Annotated in this window: 16 protein-coding genes; 9 read left to right on the top strand and 7 right to left on the bottom strand. The window is 68.2% G+C overall.

Going from position 1 to position 17587, the window contains the following annotated elements:
* Positions 1–26 precede the first annotated feature (26 nt).
* Genes AC1UKG_RS06570 through AC1UKG_RS06580 form a run of 3 tightly spaced genes read right to left on the bottom strand, consistent with a single transcriptional unit; the run spans position 27 to position 2406 of the window.
* Positions 27–1013: a ferredoxin--NADP reductase gene (locus AC1UKG_RS06570; RefSeq protein WP_018744462.1), complete on the bottom strand. Its 987-nt coding sequence runs from the start codon at positions 1011–1013 to the stop codon at positions 27–29.
* On the bottom strand, positions 1013–1276 hold the full coding sequence (locus tag AC1UKG_RS06575; RefSeq protein WP_018744463.1) for a hypothetical protein: 264 nt from the start codon (positions 1274–1276) through the stop codon (positions 1013–1015). Before AC1UKG_RS06575 ends, AC1UKG_RS06570 begins: the two co-directional genes overlap by 1 nt.
* Positions 1273–2406: a 3-ketosteroid-9-alpha-monooxygenase, oxygenase component gene (locus tag AC1UKG_RS06580; RefSeq protein ID WP_482642252.1), complete on the bottom strand. Its 1134-nt coding sequence runs from the start codon at positions 2404–2406 to the stop codon at positions 1273–1275. Before AC1UKG_RS06580 ends, AC1UKG_RS06575 begins: the two co-directional genes overlap by 4 nt.
* 123 nt (positions 2407–2529) lie before the next feature.
* Between AC1UKG_RS06580 and hsaA the strand changes: the two genes are divergently transcribed.
* The 4 genes from hsaA to hsaB are packed head-to-tail and all read left to right on the top strand — an operon-like array spanning position 2530 to position 6014.
* Complete coding sequence (hsaA, locus tag AC1UKG_RS06585; RefSeq protein WP_482642251.1) at positions 2530–3702, top strand: 3-hydroxy-9,10-secoandrosta-1,3,5(10)-triene-9,17-dione monooxygenase oxygenase subunit; 1173 nt, start codon at positions 2530–2532, stop codon at positions 3700–3702.
* A 7-nt stretch (positions 3703–3709) separates the two neighbouring features.
* Entirely contained in the window at positions 3710–4564 is an 855-nt protein-coding gene (hsaD, locus tag AC1UKG_RS06590; RefSeq protein WP_482642250.1) for a 4,5:9,10-diseco-3-hydroxy-5,9,17-trioxoandrosta-1(10),2-diene-4-oate hydrolase, read from the top strand.
* Positions 4561–5460, top strand: a complete 900-nt coding sequence (gene hsaC / locus AC1UKG_RS06595) for an iron-dependent extradiol dioxygenase HsaC (protein ID WP_018814515.1) — start codon at positions 4561–4563, stop codon at positions 5458–5460. Before hsaD ends, hsaC begins: the two co-directional genes overlap by 4 nt.
* Positions 5457–6014 carry a 3-hydroxy-9,10-secoandrosta-1,3,5(10)-triene-9,17-dione monooxygenase reductase subunit gene (hsaB, locus tag AC1UKG_RS06600; RefSeq protein WP_029123484.1) on the top strand — a complete coding sequence of 186 codons (558 nt, stop codon included), beginning with the start codon at positions 5457–5459 and terminating at the stop codon, positions 6012–6014. The genes hsaC and hsaB overlap by 4 nt, the downstream gene beginning before the upstream one ends.
* A 16-nt stretch (positions 6015–6030) precedes the next feature.
* On the opposite strand, the gene AC1UKG_RS06605 is transcribed toward hsaB, so the two are convergent.
* Positions 6031–7545, bottom strand: a complete 1515-nt coding sequence (locus tag AC1UKG_RS06605) for a FadD3 family acyl-CoA ligase (RefSeq protein WP_482642249.1) — start codon at positions 7543–7545, stop codon at positions 6031–6033.
* Positions 7546–7710: 165 nt separating this feature from the next.
* On the opposite strand from AC1UKG_RS06605, the gene pgfA reads away from it, so the two are divergent.
* Positions 7711–8748, top strand: a complete 1038-nt coding sequence (gene pgfA, locus AC1UKG_RS06610) for a cell envelope lipid trafficking protein PgfA (RefSeq protein ID WP_018814518.1) — start codon at positions 7711–7713, stop codon at positions 8746–8748.
* 56 nt (positions 8749–8804) lie between these two features.
* On the opposite strand, the gene AC1UKG_RS06615 is transcribed toward pgfA, so the two are convergent.
* Both AC1UKG_RS06615 and AC1UKG_RS06620 read right to left on the bottom strand, forming a co-directional pair.
* Positions 8805–10244: an MFS transporter gene (locus tag AC1UKG_RS06615; protein WP_018814519.1), complete on the bottom strand. Its 1440-nt coding sequence runs from the start codon at positions 10242–10244 to the stop codon at positions 8805–8807.
* A gap of 336 nt (positions 10245–10580) precedes the next feature.
* Positions 10581–10841 carry a hypothetical protein gene (locus AC1UKG_RS06620; RefSeq protein ID WP_026271497.1) on the bottom strand — a complete coding sequence of 87 codons (261 nt, stop codon included), beginning with the start codon at positions 10839–10841 and terminating at the stop codon, positions 10581–10583.
* Between the two features lie 570 nt (positions 10842–11411).
* Between AC1UKG_RS06620 and AC1UKG_RS06625 the strand changes: the two genes are divergently transcribed.
* The 4 genes from AC1UKG_RS06625 to AC1UKG_RS06640 all read left to right on the top strand — a co-directional run bounded on the left by AC1UKG_RS06625 (position 11412) and on the right by AC1UKG_RS06640 (position 17038).
* Complete coding sequence (locus tag AC1UKG_RS06625; RefSeq protein ID WP_482642248.1) at positions 11412–12083, top strand: nucleotidyltransferase domain-containing protein; 672 nt, start codon at positions 11412–11414, stop codon at positions 12081–12083.
* On the top strand, positions 12083–12853 hold the full coding sequence (locus tag AC1UKG_RS06630) for a nucleotidyltransferase domain-containing protein (RefSeq protein ID WP_482642247.1): 771 nt from the start codon (positions 12083–12085) through the stop codon (positions 12851–12853). Before AC1UKG_RS06625 ends, AC1UKG_RS06630 begins: the two co-directional genes overlap by 1 nt.
* Before the next feature lie 217 nt (positions 12854–13070).
* Positions 13071–13454 (top strand): hypothetical protein, encoded by a 384-nt coding sequence (locus AC1UKG_RS06635; RefSeq protein ID WP_018744475.1) that lies wholly within the window; start codon positions 13071–13073, stop codon positions 13452–13454.
* Positions 13454–17038, top strand: coding sequence for an AAA domain-containing protein (locus tag AC1UKG_RS06640; protein WP_482642246.1), 3585 nt, complete (start codon positions 13454–13456; stop codon positions 17036–17038). The genes AC1UKG_RS06635 and AC1UKG_RS06640 overlap by 1 nt, the downstream gene beginning before the upstream one ends.
* On the opposite strand, the gene AC1UKG_RS06645 is transcribed toward AC1UKG_RS06640, so the two are convergent.
* Positions 16926–17462, bottom strand: a complete 537-nt coding sequence (locus AC1UKG_RS06645) for a helix-turn-helix transcriptional regulator (protein ID WP_482643191.1) — start codon at positions 17460–17462, stop codon at positions 16926–16928. The genes AC1UKG_RS06640 and AC1UKG_RS06645 overlap by 113 nt on opposite strands.
* Positions 17463–17587: the final 125 nt, after the last annotated feature.

Below are 17587 nucleotides of genomic sequence, written 5' to 3' on the forward strand. Positions count from 1 at the left end.
GGAACGTGGCGGCGGGTGGCCATCGGTCAGTAGTAGGTGATCGACACCTCGTCGCTTCGGGCCACGGCCTGGCAGGCGAGGATGTAGCCCTCGGCGAAGTCGTCCTCCTCCAGGATCTCGTTGTGCGCGAGGTCGACCTGGCCGTCCAGCAGCCGGCAGGCGCAGGCGCCGCAGTGACCCTGGCGGCAGGAGAACGGCGCGTTCAGCCCGGCGGCGATGAGCACGTCCAGCAGGCGGGCACCGGCCGGCCATGGCATTCGGTGGATCTGACCGTCGAGTTCTACTTCGAGGGTGGCGTCGCGGTCGTCGGCCGAGCGCCGTTCGACCTCGAAGCGTTCGACCTTGACCCGGTCCGCCGGCACGCCAGCGCGCCGTAGCGTCTCCTGGGCTACCACGACGAAGGGCGCCGGACCGCAGACGTAGCTCTCCCAACCGGCATAGGGGCTGATCAGAGTTGCCAGCGTGGTGGGATCTGGGGTGCCGCGTTCGCTGTCCAGCCAGTGGGTCACGCTCAGTCGGTGGCCGTGTAGCTCGCTCAGCGTCACCAACTCGGTGGCGAAGATGATCGAGTGCGGGTCGCGGTTCGCGTACACCAGGGCAAGCTGGCCACGGCCGGCCGCGAGTACGGACTTGATGATGGACATCACCGGGGTGATGCCGCTGCCTCCGGCGAGCAGAAGTAGGTTGTCGTCGAGCGAGTCGGGGGTGAACGAGCCGGCCGGCGGCATGAGCTCCAGGTTGGCTCCGGCGCGGATGTCGTCGCAGATCCAGTTCGATGCCGGCCCGCCGGGTACGCGTTTGACGGTGATCCTCAGGTCGGTCTCGGTCTGCGGAGAGCTGGACAGCGAGTAGCAGCGGGCCACGATTCCCTGGCCGTGCGGCACGCGGACCGTGAGGTACTGGCCGGGGCGGTAGGTGAACTCGGTGGCCAGCTCCGGTGGCACGCGCAGGACCAGGGAGTGGGCATCGGGCGTCTCTTCGATCACATCGGTGACGCGCAGCCGGTGGTACATCACGCCACCCCCAGGCTTCCGGTACGCACCGCGTGCTGAATGCTCGTGCGGAGGTCGGGGCAGGTCGGCACCGGTGCGGGCCGCTGTTCGTCGCTGGTCAGCGCGGGGCATTGGCGGGCGGCGCGGGTGCTCCACTGCACGCTGGTCTGCTGCGGGCTCGACTTGCGTACCCGGACCTGGGCGGCGCAGCGGGCGCAGGAGAGCTCCACATAGCCGCCGACCAGATGTTCCTGCCGTTCGGTCGGCGGGTCGGTGCGGTTCATGACGCGGAGTCGGCTTGTCGGTCGAGGTTGGCCGCCACCTCGGCGGTCCAGGTCTCGACGGCCCTGCTGGTGTCGACCTCGAACTCGTAGCGGGCCACCATGTCTTCGGTGACCTCTTCCACGTCCACGTAGAACTGCTCGTACCAGCGGCGGAGCTGGTACACCGGGCCGTCTTCGGCGCAGAGGAGCGGATTGTCAACCCGGCTCTTGTGCTTCCAGATCTCGACGTCCTGCTGGAAGCCGACCCCGATCCCGGCCGCGAACTTCGCTGCCGCCTTGTCGGCCTGCGCAGCGGTGAGGCCGGGTAGCTGTTTGACGATGATGCCCCACTGCAACATGAACGAGTTGGCCGAGATGGGGTAGTGGCAGTTGATCAGTACGGACTCCACCTCGGTGCCGTGGTAGTCGTTGAAGAGGTAGTCGATCATGTAGGAGGGGCCGTAGTAGGCGGCTTCCGAGCGGAGCGTCGCCTCCCCGGACTGCCGCGTGGCGGTCGGTACGTCCGGCCGGGGTCGGGTCTGCAGGTACTGCGCGGCTACCTGGCCCTCGAACACGTTCTTGAAAAACGTCGGGAACGCGAAGTGGATGTAGAAGAAGTGCGCCATGTCGACCACATTGTCGATAACTTCCCGGCAGTTGGCGCCGTCGATCCGGATGGAGTCCCAGGTCCAGCTGGTCCACTCGGGGGAGAAGGCGGCGTCGATGCGTGGGATCGCCGCGGACGGCGGTGGCGGGGCACCCTGCGGGTCGTTCCAGATGAACAGTTGGCGGTTCTCCTCGCAGGTGGTCCAGGAGCGGGTACGGGCGCGGGGCGGAACTCGATGGGCGTACGGCACCGCGGTGCAGCGACCGTCGCCGCGCCAGCGCCAGTCGTGGAACGGGCAGGCGATCTCGTCGCCCTTGATGGTGCCCATCGTCAGATCGCCGCCCATGTGGCGGCAGTACCCGTCGAGCACGTGCAGGGTGCCGGTCGAGTCGGCGAAAACCACGAGTTTGGTGCCGAATGCCTCCACGACGTGCGGTTTGCCGTCGCGGAACGAGTCGGCCAGTCCCAGGCAGTGCCAGCCGCGGGCAAACCTGGTGGGCAGAACCCCGCTGTCTATCGTGCGTACTGCCTCGACGTTGGTCATGTCGCTCCTCAGTTGTGATGGAACGTGTTACAGGTCCTGCTGCTTGCATGGTAGCCGTCAAGTAGAACGTGTTCTATTATAGGGATCGTCACGTTCGTCAGCCAAGCCACCGGAGGGGATCTCATGGAGGGCGCCGAACTGGTCGCACGGGGGGTGCGGGAGCTGTTACCCGTCCTGCGGGAGGCGGCCCAGGAGACAGAGGACCGTCGAACGCTCTCCGCCGAGCACCTCAAATCACTGGCCTCCACCGGCTTCTTCCGGCTGCTGCAGCCGGCCTGGTGCGGTGGGCTCGAGGCCGACCCGACGGCCTTCTTCAGCTGCGTTCGCGACATCGCCAGCGCCTGCGGATCGACCGGCTGGGTCGCATCGGTGATCGGGGTGCACAACTGGCAGCTGGCCCTCTTCCCCGAACGGGCCCAGCAGGACGTCTGGGGCGCTGACCCCAGCACCCTGATGTCCTCCTCCTACGCCCCCACCGGCAAGATCCAAGAAGTCGACGGGGGATACCGGGTGACTGGACGGTGGAGCTTCTCGTCCGGATGCGACCACGCCAACTGGGTCCTGCTCGGTGGCATCGTGCCCGGCCAGGACGACAGCCCCGCCGACTTCCGCACGTTCCTGCTTCCCGCGACCGACTACACGATCGAGGATGTCTGGCACACGATCGGTCTGCGGGGCACCGGTAGTAACGACATCGTCGTCTCCGACGCGTTCGTCCCGGCCTATCGGTCGCTCAGCTTCGGCGACACCGCTCGGTGCGTCTGCCCCGGCCAGGAGCGCAACCCCGGACCGCTCTACCGCATCCCGTACGGCTCGATCTTCCCGTACACGATCACCACTCCGATCATCGGGATGGCGACCGGGATGTACGAGGCCCACGTGCACCACATGCGGGAGCGGGTCCGCGCCGCCTACGCCGGGGTACGGGCCGCCGAAGACCCCTACTCGCAGGTGCGGGTCGCCCGGGCGGCTGCCGACGTGGACGCGGCCTGGCTCACGCTCACCGCCGACATGAGCGAGCTGATGGGCCTGGTCACGGCGGGGGAAAAGCTGCCGATGCGGCTGCGCCTGCGGGCGCGTCGCAACCAGGTTCGGGGCACGGAACTGGCGATCCAGGCCGCGGACCGGCTCTTCGAGAACTCCGGTGGTCGGGCGATCTACACGAGCCACCCGATCCAGCGCTTCTGGCGCGACGCACACGCCGGGCGGGTGCACGCCATCAACGACCCCGAACGTGCCCTGTCCATGTATGGCAGCGGCGAGTTCGGGCTGTCCATCGCGGACGCGATGGTGTGAGGACGCCATGACGACCAGCACAATCATCATCGAAGCCACCGCCGCCGGGCTGCACTACCACCGGGCCGGACCGGCGGGCGTACGCCCGGTCGTGCTGCTGCACGGCGGCGGGCCGGGCGCCTCGGCATGGAGCAACTTCGGGCGGACGGTGCCGGTCTTCGCCGAGCGATTCGACACCCTCGCCGTTGACCAACCGGGATACGGCGGGTCCGAGAGTTGCCCGAGTGGCCGGCAGTACTTCACGCACTCGGCCGACCGGCTCGCGGCCCTGCTCGACGAGGTGGGCCTGGACCGGGTCGACTTCATCGGCAACTCGCTCGGCGGCGGCACCGCGGTCCGGTTCGCCCTGCGCTACCCGGAGCGGGCCGGCCGGCTGCTGCTGATGGGGCCCGGCGGGCTCAGCCTCAACGTCTTCGCCTCCGACCCGACCGAGGGGGTCAAGCGGCTGACCGCGTTCGGCGCCCCACCCGGCCCCAGTCGGGAGAAGCTGGCGGAGTTCCTGCGGACGCTCGTCTTCGACCAGTCCTTCGTCACCGACGAGTTGATCGATGAACGGATGCGCGCCGCGACCGACCCGGACACCCTGCGCGGCATGCGTGCGCTGGGCGCCTCGTTCACCGACCCGGGCCTCTACGAGGAGGGTCTGCTCTGGCGCGACGCCCACCGGCTGCGCAACGAGGTCCTTCTGGTCTGGGGTCGGGAGGACCGGGTCAATCCGCTCGACGGAGCGCTGGTCGCGCTCAAGCTGATCCGCCGCTGCCGGCTGCACGTCTTCGGTGGCTGCGGACACTGGGCACACCTGGAGAAGTTCGACGAGTTCAATCGCCTCGCCTTCGATTTCCTGGAAGGGAACCGCCCGTGAGTATCATTCGATCCCTCGGCTACCTCCGGGTCGAAGCCACCGACGTTCCCGCCTGGCGGGAGTTCGGCGTCAAGGTGCTCGGCATGACCGAGGGCCGTGGCCCCGACCCGGAGGCCGCCTATCTCCGCATGGACGACCTACCCGCTCGGATCGTGGTGGTACCCGGCGAGCGGGACCGGTTGGCCGCCAGCGGTTGGGAGCTGGCTGACCCCGCCGCGCTCGACCAGCTGACCGGCGTCCTCGAGGGGGCCGGCACCGTGATCAAGACGGCCGAGACCGACGAACTGGCCAACCGTCGGGTGGCGCAGATGATCAGCGTTGACGACCCCTCCGGTAACCGCCTGGAGTTCTACTGCGGGGCCGAGCTCGACAGCCGCCCGGCACACAGCCTGTACGGCACCCGCTTCGTCACCGGTGCGCAGGGCATGGGGCATGTGGTGCTGCCGACCTTCGACGACGCCGCCGGGCTACGTTTCTGGACCGAGGTGCTCGGCTTCCGGCTGCGCGACTCGATGCGACTACTTCCCGAGACCATTGGCCTGCCGCCCAGCGACCAGCCACTCTGGATGCGCTTCCTCGGCTGTAACCCGCGACACCACAGCGTCGCCCTGGCCCCGATACCAGCCCCCAGCGGCCTGGTCCACCTGATGATCGAGACTGAGACGATCGATGACGTTGGTCGGGCCCTGGACCGTGGCACCCGAAACAAGACCCCGATGGTCGCGACCCTGGGCCGGCACGCCAACGACGGCATGATCTCGTTCTATCTGCGCACACCGAGTGGGTTCGACATCGAGTACGGCACCGACGGCGACACCGTGGACGACCGCACCTGGATCGCTCGGCAGACGACCGCACACAGCGTGTGGGGTCACCAGTTCCAGCGAGTCGGGTGACGACCGCAGCCGTGGTGGACACCCAGCAGTTTCGGCGGGTGTTCGGCCACTTCTGCACCGGCGTGACCGTGATCACGACGCTCGACGACGAAGGCCCGGCGGGGTTCGCCTGCCAGGCCTTCGCCCCACTGTCGCTGGACCCACCGCTCCTGTTGTTCTGCCCGCAGGCGGGCTCCACCACCTGGCGTCGGATCCGTGACACCGGGGTGTTCGGTGTCAACGTGTTGGCGGAGGCGCACGGGCCGCTGTCCCGGGTCTTCGGCGCATCGGGGGCGGACAAGTTCGCCGAGGTCGCCTGGGCTCCCTCCCCGGCCGGTATGCCGATCCTTACCGGAGCGTTGACCTGGGCCGACTGCCGGGTCGAGGCCGTGCACCCGGGCGGTGACCACGCGATCGTGGTGGGCCGGGTAACCGCGCTCGGCGAGTGCCGCGACGACGGCCCACTGCTGTTTTTCAAGGGTCGCTACTGCGCCGTCGCGCCGATGCCCTCCGGTGAGCCGCCCGAGGTGGTCGACACGCTGCTGGCGTGGCCCCGGCACACCGACTGGATCTAGCGCGCCTCGGCAGCCATCAACTCTCCGCGCGGAGCAGATACTTGAGAATCTTGCCCGAGGCGTTGTGCGGCAGCTCGGACCGGACCTCCACCGATCGCGGCACCTTGTAGTTGGCGAGTCGGCTCCGGCAGAACTCGATCACCTCAGTCGCGTTGACCGAGTGACCCGGGCGGCAGATCAGGTAGGCCTTGCCGACCTCGCCGAGCCGTGGGTCCGGCACGCCGATCACCGCGGACTCGGCCACTCCCGGAAGCTGCGCGAGCGCCCGTTCGATTTCAGCCGGATACACGTTGAAGCCACCGCAGACATACATGTCCTTGAGCCGGTCGGTGATGGTCAGGTAGCCGCGCTCGTCAAGGTGGCCGATGTCGCCGGTGTGCAGCCACCCCTCGGCGTCGATCGCCGCCGCGGTGGCGCCCGGGTCGTCGAGGTAGCCGAGCATCGTGTTCGGTCCCCGCAGCAGCACCTCGCCGCCCGGGTCGGCGATGCGGACCTCGAATCCGGCCGCTGCGCGTCCGGAGGTCTGCGCCACGGTCTGCGCGTCGTCGCCGGCCCGGCACATCGTGGCGACCACCGCCTCGGTCAGCCCGTACGCGGTGAGCACGTCCGCGCCGAGCTCCGTGCGGATCTGATCGACGAGGGCCGGTGGCACGGTGGCCGCCCCGGTGACGGCCAGGCGCAGGCTCGACAGGTCGAAGCGCCCAGCGTCGGGATGACCGATCAAGCTGGCGTAGAGGGTGGGCGGCCCGGGTAGGACGGTGATCCGCTGGTCTGCGATCAGGGCCATCGCCTGGGGTACGTCGAAGACCGCCTGCGGCACGATGGCGGTCCCGCTGACCAGACAGGCGAGGATGCCGGCCTTCAGGCCGAAGCTGTGAAAGAAAGGGTTGATCACGAGGTAACGGTCGTCGGAGGTCAGCCCTGCGATATCGGCCCAGGCGGAAGCGACGGCCAGCGACTGCCGGTGCGCGCTCATCACGCCCTTGCTGCGACCGGTGGTGCCCGAGGTGAACAGGATGTCGCTCAGGTCGTCGGGGTTGACCGCGGCGGCGCGGGCGTCGGCCTCCAGCCCGGGAACCGACCCGCCCCGGGATACGAACTCCTCCCAACCGGAGGGCACCCGCACGACCAGGCGGGGGAGCTGTTTGCCTTCCGCTATCGCGGCGGCTCGCAGCGCGGCGAGTCGGTCGGTGCCGAGGAACGGGTCCACCACGACGAGTCCGCTGGCACCGCTTCGATGGATCACGTCGAGCGCCTCGATCCCGGTGAACCGGGTGTTGACCGGCACCAGGGTGAGGCCCGCGAAGCTCGCGCCGAGGGCGGCCAGCACCCACTGCGTCGAGTTCGGTGCCCAGAGTGCGAGCCGGTCGCCCGGGCGTAGCCCCGCGGCGATCAGGGCCTGTGCCGCGCGCCGCACCTCGGCGAGGAGCTCCGCGTAGCTCAGCGGCGCGACGCCGGGCTCCACCAGAGCCGGCGCCGAGCTGAACTCACGCGCCGCCCGGTGCAGGGCCGCTGGGATCGACGGCATCATCGGGACCTCCCGGCATGATGTGGGCCAAGCAAGTGCTTGGTCAGCCTACGCGGGGGCGGGTATCGGCGCCAGTGGATGACGCTTCGGCGAAAGGTGTGTTGCCGAGGGGTTTCCCTGTGGGGTGTGTCGCAGTATATTAGAACAAGTTTCACCTCAAGGGAGGGTGTGCTGATGCGACAGAAAATCGGCGCGGCTCTTTTCGGCCTGGGGCTACTCTGTGTTGTCGCAGCCGTGGGTCTGGTATGGCTGATCGTGCCCGCGCTCAAGCAGGTGCCCTACGATGTGACACCGCCAGACATCGTCGTTGTCGCGCCATCAGCCACCTTTGTCGGCGCCTGGACGCTGCCCGGCGGTGACCCTGCGGTGACCGTCGAAACCGGCACTCTGCGTTCGGTCACCGGCATCAAACCAGACAACGAGACCGCCGCAGAGCTCACCGGCAGCCTTGCGGGTGAAACCCTGATCTGGAACGTGTATCAAGCAACCGACTGGGTCGATCGTGACCTGCCGGTCGAGCGCTCCGAGAGCCGCATCGCCCTCGACCGGGTATCCGGCGCCGCCGCCGAGTGGGAAGGCCAGTGCTACAACGACGAAGCAGTCGAGGAGCTGGGTGCCACCGGGTGTAAGGCGGGGAGCATCGCGTACACCGGGCAGCTGTACCTGTTCCCCTTCGATACGAAGAAGCAGACCTACCAGTACTTCGACAGCACCCTGCAGCAGTCGTTGCCGATGCTGTACCAGGGCGCGGAGGAGATCGCTGGCCTGGAGACGTACCGTTTCGAGCAGACCATCCCGCAGCGGGGCCTCGACCTGGACGAGGAGACGCTGACCCAGCTGCTTGGCTTCCTTGCACCGGAGGCGACAGCCGCAACGATGAGCTACCGCGCCTCCCGCACGCTCTGGGTGGAGCCGATGACCGGTGGCATTCTGGGCTACCGCGACCAGCAGCACCACGAGCTGGTGCCAGACGTCGGGCCGCCGGTGGTCATCTTGAGCGCCACCTTCCAGTACGACGACGTGACCGCCGACGCGGTGATCGAACAGGCCAAGGATGGTCGGGCGCAGTTGCTCCTGTTCGGTCGCTACCTGCCGATCGGCATCCTGGTGGTGGGGTTCCTCGCCGCCGGGGCCGGGTTCGTGCTCGTGCGCCGGGGACGGCCCTGGGGGCCCGGACCAGCAACCGCCGCTCAGGTGGATTCCTGATTTGCGCGACGGCAACAGCTGAACGAGCTCCACCACGCTCTGTATCACCGGTTGGTTTACGCTGCGCGCTTCCGTTCGTCGCGGCGGTCGCCGAGGATGTCGACGAGGCAGATGAGAAGAGCGGCGACGATGACGCCGATCTCCACGGCGAGTGCGTATCGAAGTGCGGTCGACCAGCGTCCGTCGTTGGCGGCCACCGCCGCGAGCAGGGTCGCGGTGATCATCGCCAGCCCCACCGCGGCTCCCACCTGTCGCGTGGTGCGATACATGCCGGCGGCGCTGCCGGCGTCGGGCTTGGGTACCTGGGCCAGTGCCAGGGTGTTGTTCGGTGTGATGACGAGGCCGCTGCCGATTCCGGCGAGGAAGAGCGGGAACACGGTCGCGGCCGAGAAGGCGCCCCCCTGCAAGCCGGTGAGAGCGGTCATGATGGCGAGGCTCGCCAGGACGATGGTGAGTCCGATGACCAGCAGGGCACGGCCAAGCCGACCAACGTAGCGTCCGCCGAGCACGGCGCCGAGGGTGGAGCCCACCGCGAGCGGTGCGAGCGTCAGGCCGGTGTTCAGTGGACTGGTGCCGAGCCCGTACTGCAGGTGGAAGCTGAAGATCAGCGGTAGGGAGACGAACCCGGCGTAGAAGAGGAATCCGAGCAGCAGCCCCAGGCGGTACGGCCGGTGGGTGAACAGGCGAAAGTCAAAGACCGGCGGGTGGCGCCGGATGGTGGAGGTTTCCCAGGATCGGAAGGCGACGAGGACACCGAACCCGGCTGGCACCAGCAGCCACGGTAACCACCCCATCCACTGTTGCCATTGCAGCGCCGGCAGGATCACCAACATGATCCCGAGGGCGAGCAGCAGCGTCCCGACCAGGTCGTGGTGACGGTCGGCCTGGCGACGAGGCGGCCTTTTCGGAAAGAAGCGCCAGATGAGTATCGCCGCCGTGATCCCGATCGGGACGTTGATCAAGAAGACGAGCCGCCAGCCGTGGTCCGTTCCGCCCTCGGCGATGACCAGGCCGCCGATCAGTGGGCCGACGGCGGTGGCCGCGTTGGAGGTGGCACCGACCGCGCCGAAGGGGCGTCCGCGCTCCCTGGGGGGGAACAGTCGCTCCACGAGGGCGGTGATCTGGGGTGCGAGGACGCCCGCCGCCGCGCCCTGGAGGAGTCGGGCGACCACCAGTACCGCGCCGGAGGTGGCCAGTCCTGCCATCGTGCTGGCTCCGACGAACATGGCCAGGCCGATGAGCATGGCCTGACGGCGGCCTTTGGCGTCGCCGAGTCTCCCGGCGGGGACGAGGGCGAGCGCGAACATCAGTGAGTAGCCGGAGACGACCCACTGGAGAACGTTGTCGTCGGTGCCGAGGGCCTCGTCGATGGAGGGCAACATCACGGTGATGGCACCGATGTCGATCCAGCTGATGAACGAGACGACCAGCGCGATGTTGAGGACTCGCCAGGGTCGGGTGTGCGCGATCCCTACCGGCGCTTCCCACCGTGACATCCTTACCGCCTGGTTTCGTGGCAGCGGCCGGTACGAGCATGCCGGCGTAGTCCAGTCGCGGGTTCCAAGATGGACTGTGCCGACCGGGGTTACCGGATGGCGGTGTCCCGTCGCACGGCCGACACCGACGCGAGTTCGCCAGCCGGCGGGGTCGGTGGGCAGATTGGCAGTCGTGGTTGTCGGCGGTGGTGGGGGCGGCGGCACACACGGATTCGCCACCGAGGCTGCCGTCTATGGTGGCGCCCGGACGACGGTCCATGCGTCCTGGATCGGTTGGGCTCACGGTGGCCCGATTGCCACCGTCAGCGGCCGGTCCTGCCGCCCCCTCCGCCCCACTTAGGCCGGCTGGGCAGCCAACGTGCCGCGCAGGTCGGCGGCCAGGGACCCTTCCTCGGCTCGGGCGCAGTGGGTGCCGCAGTAGAAGCGGCCGGAGACCTCGATGCCATGGCCCACGATCTTGACCTGGCAGTGCTCGCAGTTCATGGCGAGCTTGTGGTTGGCGCACTCGAGGCTGTCGAAGGTGTGCACGTCGCCGTTCGCCATGTGCACCTGAAATGGCATCTTGTAGTCGTTACCGCAGACATCGCACCTAGCCATATCAAACCCCTCAAATCGGATACGTGAGAAAAGTGTTGAACACCGCGTGCTGGTCGGCAACCGGAATCGGCAAACCCCTAGGGCGACCGCCCAGCGAGTCACCTGTATGGGGGAGGATGAGGTGCACCACGTGAGCCGGCGTCGCCACTGCCGGCTGGCCGAGCCAGCGGGAAGATCGAAACGGCGATCCTGCGGTGAAGCCTCATGACTTCCTCAGCCAAACCCGTCGCGGTCGCAGTGGTGGCGCCGCTGACTGTCGAGCTGCCCCGCCGGTGAGACCGACGCCCGGCTTCGCCTTCGCGACGTAGTCTGACGTCATAATCTCTGATGTCCCGAACCTGTTCATGGCAGGCCAGCGAGTTCACCGTCGAGCACATGAGCGGCTGGCACACCGTCCATGACGTCCTGGGTGTGACCTCGTCCTGTCCGGGAGGACGAGCCTGAACTCCTTCAGACGCTCTATCCCGTACCGCAGCCCCGCCCGCCAAGGGTTCACCGTTCCAGCGACGCCCGGTCCCGCCGGGAAAAGATCATGCATTGCCGGGTGATGCTCCGGTAGCGTCGCTGGGCGTGATCGAGCTTGTCGAGCGGCGTACCGTCCTCGCCGTCGTGGTCGGATCACGGGCGTACGGACTGCACGGACCGGATTCTGACTACGACCGGCGTGGTGTGTTCGCGGCGCCGACCCGCGCGTTCTGGCACCTGGACAAGCCGCCCACCCACGTTGACGGGCCGGTTGCGGAGCAGTTCTCCTGGGAGTTCGAACGCTTCTGCCTGCTCGCTCTGCAGGGCAACCCGACGGTTCTGGAGGTGCATTGGTCCTCGCAGGTCGAGACGATCACCCCGGATGGGGAACGGTTGCTGGCGGCGCGGCAGGCGTTCCTGTCGCGGCGGGTGGCCGAGACGTACGGCGGCTACGCCCGGGATCAGCTGAACCGGGTGGCGTCCCGCCGCGATCGTACCGGCGAGACGAACCACAAGCAGGCCATGCACATGATCCGGCTACTGGTGGCCGGTGCGCACGTGCTGCGTACCGGGGATGTCCTCGTCGACGTGCGTTATCTGCGCGACAAGCTGCTCGCGGTGCGGCGCGGCGAGCTGCCCTGGGAGACAGTCGCCGCCTGGGCGGCGGACCTGCTCGCCGAGCTCGCCGAGGCGGCGGCCGCCACCGCGCTACCGGAACTGCCCGACCGCGATGCCGTGGATCGGCTACTCGTCGCCGTACGGGAAGCGAACCTGTAGTGACCACCGAAGTGCCGTCGTGGGCCGCTGCGGCCGAGCGCATGCTGCCCCAGCCGCTGTTGTTCGCCACCGTCAGCGGTGCGCACCTGTACGGGTTCGCGTCCGTCGACTCCGACCTGGATCTGCGCGGCGCGCACCTACTGTCGCCAGCAAAGGTGGTCGGTTTGCGCACCGGGCCGCAGACGTTGCAGTACACCGGCGTACGCGACGGTGTCGAGCTGGACGTGGTCAGCCACGACCTGCTGAAGTGCGCCAAACTGTTGAACAGCCGCAACGGGTACGTCCTGGAGCAGGTGTTGTCGCCGCTGGTGGTCGTCACCAGCCCGGTGCACGCCGAGCTCACGTCGCTGGCCCCACGACTGATCACCCGTCACCATGCGCACCACTACCTCGGTTTCGCGGCCACCCAGCAGAACCTGTACGCCCGGACCGGGAAGCTCAAACCCGCGCTGTACACGCTGCGCGTTCTGCTCACCGGGATCCACCTGATGCGGACCGGTCGTCTCGAGACGGACCTCGGTGTGCTCGGGACCGGGTTGCCGTACGTGCCCGACCTCATCGCCGCCAAGCGGGAGGCCGAGCAGGGACCGTTGCCCACGGGCGCTGCGCCGCGACTCGCCGCCGACGTGCCGCGGCTTCGCGCCGAGTTGGAGGCGGCCCGAGACATGTCGGCGCTGCCCGACTCCGCAGCCCCGGCAGTCGTGGGCGCCCTGCACAACCTGGTGGTGCGCACCCGCCTGGCGACCTCGTGCGCTTCTGCGAATGTTTGAGGATGTTCCCTCCAGACGGCGTTGCCCGGCGGGCAGTCAAGCCCGCCGGGGCCGGCGAGGCCAGATGCACCTGGGACTCCCAATTGGAGTAGTTCTCAACTCTACACAGGAGGCCGATGGGCGGTGCGTAGGCGGTATTTGATCGGCAAGCCGACAGTCTCGGCCCCAACGCGATCATTTTCCGTAGATTGGTCGCACCGCTCGTGCAGGAGGTTGGATGGCTCGCGTCCTGGTTCAGATCGATTTCACGCCGCTTACCGACGACGACGAGTTCGTCCTCGGTGAGCTGACCGACGAGCTGGCGGAGAGTCTCCGCGAGATCGGCGGCGAGGTGGAGCGCGTTGGTAACCCCGCTGTCGACCCGGACGCCAAAGGCGCGGCAGAGCTGATGCTCGGCGTGGTAACCGTACTGACGGGCACCGACCCCGGCTACGTCCACGCGCTGGTTGACGTGGTCTTGAGCTTCCTCCAGCGCCACACCGGCCGCCGGGTACACCTGCGAGTCGGGGACATTGAAATGACTATCGACCGGCCCACCCACGCCCAGACCGATGAATTGGTCAGAACAGCGCGGGCCGCAATCGAACGGGCCCGTCTCTGATGGGACGGCACGCCCTGCTGCTCGGCACCGCCACCTGCCAGATGGACGGTGACCTCGCACCCCTTCCCTCGGTACGCCAGGATGTGGCGCAGCTCAAGACGCTGCTGGACGGTGCCGGGGAGTTCGACACCGTACGCGCTGAACTGGACCTGCCAGCGGCGCACCTGCGTCAGGTCGTCGAGGAGTTCTACGGCGCGCGACGCACGGGTGACCTGGCTTTGCTCTACTACTCCGGCCACGGGGTGCTGCACGGCGACGGCCAGTCACTGTTCCTGGCCGCGACCGACACGGTCACCGGGCAGTTGCACACCACCGCGTTCGACACCGACGGAATGCTGCGTCATCTACTCAACGACACGAAGGCCAGTCAGAAGGTGGTCCTGCTTGACTGTTGCTTCTCTGGCGCGTTCACGGCGCGGCACCGGTTCCGGGGCGGGGTGCGGGACGAGCCGCGTCGCCTCAGGCGTCAGCGTGGCACCTTCATCCTGACGTCGAGCACGCACCTGAAGGCGTCGAAGGCGCAGGGGCCGGACCACCCGTCCGTCTTCACCGAGGTGCTGCTCAATGGTCTACGGGGCGCGGCCGAGGGGCCCTCGGACGATGGTTGGATCACCACCAACGACCTCTCCCGGTATGCCCCGACGGAGATGGCCCGGCGCCGCCAGCACACGCCGGTTGAGTCGAGTGAGGGTGTCACCGAGCCGATCCGACTGGTGACGGCGCCGGGCTCCGCCGCCGCGGCGCGGCAGGTCACCGCCGTTACTTCGCGCCCGACGGACGAGGCGCCGTTCGACGCGGATCAGTGGCGTCGCCTGGTGACCTATTACATCAACTGCATGCAGCGTTCAACCGTGTTGCAATCGTTCATCGACCCGCAGGCGACCGGGACGTACGTCGCGGCACCACCAGGGTCCGAAGTGGTCTTCTCCTCGGCTACGCCCGTGCAGCTGGCCGGGTCGGCAGCCAAACTCGCCGCTCGGGCCCGCGCCGAGGGCCGGGAACTGCAATACGGCTATCCGGTCGTCGCCGTTCGGCCGGCCCGGCACAAGCCACTCCGGCTCGCTCCGCTCCTTGTCTGCGATGTCACCGTTGGCGCGGACCACGTCCTGCACGCCTCCTTTCCGCCCCGCCCCAGCGCCGCACTCGTCGACCTGTTCCAGCTCTCTGAGGTGGAGGGCGACGAACTACGGCAACGTGTCGAGCAGGCATTCGCGCCCGGCGATCCAACCTCTCTCGCTGCCAGCGTTGATGTCTTGGTGAAGACGTTCGGGCTGAGACCGGTCACGGAGTTGGACCCGGCCGTGCTCGGCGGCACCATCAGGTCGGGACCGGTGAACGGGGTGCAGAACGCCGCAATCCTGTACACCGTCGATGCTGCCGAGTCGCCGCAGCGGCAGCTCGTTGACGATCTACGGGGCATGGTGAAGAATCCGCGGCTCATCCAGGGGACGGCACTGGGCGCGCTGGCTCTCCGCCCGGACGAAGCCGCGGCTACGCCAGTCGTGACGGTGGCGATGAGCGCGGCGAACGAGGCGCAGGAAGAGATCATCCAGGCGGCGATGTCCCAGCCGTTGACAGTGGCCCAGGGGCCGCCCGGCACCGGCAAGAGTCAACTCGTCACGGCCCTGCTGGCGACCGCCACCGCCGCCGGACAGAGCGTGCTGATCGGCTCTACCAGCAACCAGGCCGTCAACTCGGTGCTCGACCGGGTGACCGACCTGATCGGCCCGGGTCTGCTGATGCGCACCGGCAACAAGGAACACCGGACGCAGGAGCCGAAGCACGTCGCTGACATTCTCGCGGCGTACCCGCCGGGTGAGCGGCCCACGACGCCGGACGACCATACGCTCCGACACGAACTGCGGCTCCTGGGCGAAGAAGCTGCCAGACTCCGCGCGACGCTCGACCAACAGCGGTTGCTCGAACGCGACCTCGCCGATCTGGCTGTTGAGCGTGGGACCGATGCCGGCGACGGTGTGGCACCGCTGCCCGCCGACGACAGGGCCCTGGCACACCTCGTCCGGCTGACCGACCGCGCGATAGCCAGTAGGTGGTTCGGTTGGTGGTACCGGTGGCGGCTGCGGTCGTACCAGGTCGCGGATCGCCACGCTGTCGAGGCGCTCGCGGAGCGGGCGGTGCTCGAGCTGCGTTGGCGGGAAGGCCGGCGGCTCCTCACCGAGTTGCCCGACACCGAGGCTTCCTGGCAGCGACTGGCCGACCTGATCGGCACCGAGCGACCGACCCTCAGCGTGAACCTGCTGCGCGCCCAGATCGCCCGCAGGGTGGCTGCGGGAGCACGTCTGCTGCAGGACCGAGCCGACGAGATGGCCAAGCCACAGTCGGACAGTTGGGCCTACTTTCCAGAGCTGCTCCGGGTGCTGCCGGGCTGGGCCGTCACCGCCCTGTCCGCCCGGCGGTTGAAGCGGAGTCCCGCGTTGTACGACCTCGTGGTGATCGACGAGGCGGCGCAGTGCACGATTCCCGCGATTCTGCCCATGCTCTACCGCGCCAAGCGGGCACTGCTCATCGGTGATCCGCGTCAGCTCGCACCCGTCGTGGACTTGTCCGAGGCCGACGACGTCACGGAACGGGCCCGAGCGGACCTGAGTACCGGTTGGCTCACCGCCCGGCGGCTTACCTACACCACCCATTCCGCGTACGACGCCTTCGTCACCGCCGCGGGCGCGACGTACCTCCTTGACGAGCACTACCGGTGCCATCCAGACATCGTGCAGGTGCCAAACCGGGAGGTCTACCAGGGTCGGCTCACGGTGCTGACAGATCCTGCCCGACTGGCCGCTGCGGCCGATCCCGCAGTTCGTTGGCGCCACGTGCCCGGCCAGTTCAGCCGCGGCACCACCGGGTCCGGGTTCAACCAGGTCGAGATCGACGCGGTCGTAGCCGAGGTGACGGAACTACGGACGGCGTACCCCGATGTCTCGATCGGGGTGGTCACGCCGCTCGCTGCGCACCAGTGTCGCCTGGCCGCGGCCCTTCGCGACGCCGGCCGCACAGACAACGTGCTCTGCGCGACGATTCACAAGTTTCAGGGCAGCGAGCAGGACATCATGGTCGTCTCACCGATCGGGGCGCATGGCATTCCGGACCGCACCCGGGGCTGGCTGGTACACCAGACCAACCTGTGGAACGTCGCCATCACCAGGGCGCGATCCCAGCTTGTCGTGGTCGGTGACCGGTCGTGGTGGTCGGGGCAACGCGGCCTGCTGTCCGCCTTGGCGTTGGTCCAGGATGCCGCCGAAGCTCAACCAGGCACCGCGACCGTGCCAGCAGACCGATTGCACCTGGCACTTCGGAGCGTCGGTCTTACCGTGCGACGTGACGTCCCCGTGGCTGGGCGGGCTGTTGACCTCGTGGTGGGGCGCGGAGCTGCCGAGCTGGCCGTCGTTGTTGACGATCCGGCGGGCGACCCCGTGGGCCGGGGACTACGTCGGGTACTCGCCCGCATCGATGTCATCGGTGGTGCCATGCCGGTCCGTCGGGTGCCGGCATGGCGTTGCCTGGCCGAGCCGGAGCAGGTGGCGGCAGAGTTACTCGACACTCTGACGCGGTCCGGGCAGGAATAGAACGATGGTTTGTATGTGCGTCGGTAGCCCTTCCTGAAGCACCGTGAGGGCCCACGTGGCGTAGCACATATTCGAGGCGTTCGTTCGGTGGTCCTGGCGGCCGGCCTACGTCGGCCAGTAGATCGGCCAGTTCCTCGACCGACACACGCAGAGCCGTGGCCAGCCGAGGCCGATGCCAGGGCTGTGGGTCCGTCTCCGCCCGCTCCCACCGGACAACGGTTGATCGATCGACGCCAAGCTTTTCGGCCAAGCGTTCCTGGCTCAGCCCGACCGACTTTCGGCGCTGAGCCAGCCGGTTCCGCTTGCCCGCCACGCGCCGTTCCTTCCGCCGTGGTTGCTTTCCGGTCCATTCATCCAGCTCAGCAGTCACCGCGCAACTGGGGTGCGCCACTTTTGCGCAGTTGCCGCGCTGGAGTCCCACCACGATCCACGGTTGCGTAGAGGCATGGCCCGGGACGGGTGCTGGCCGATGGCACCAAGCGGCACAGCAAGGCCGCCGTCCTCACTGCCCGCCCGCCCCGGCGCCACCTCAAGCCCCAAGAACGATGC

The organism is Salinispora sp. CH2A1_6, assembly GCF_056820975.1.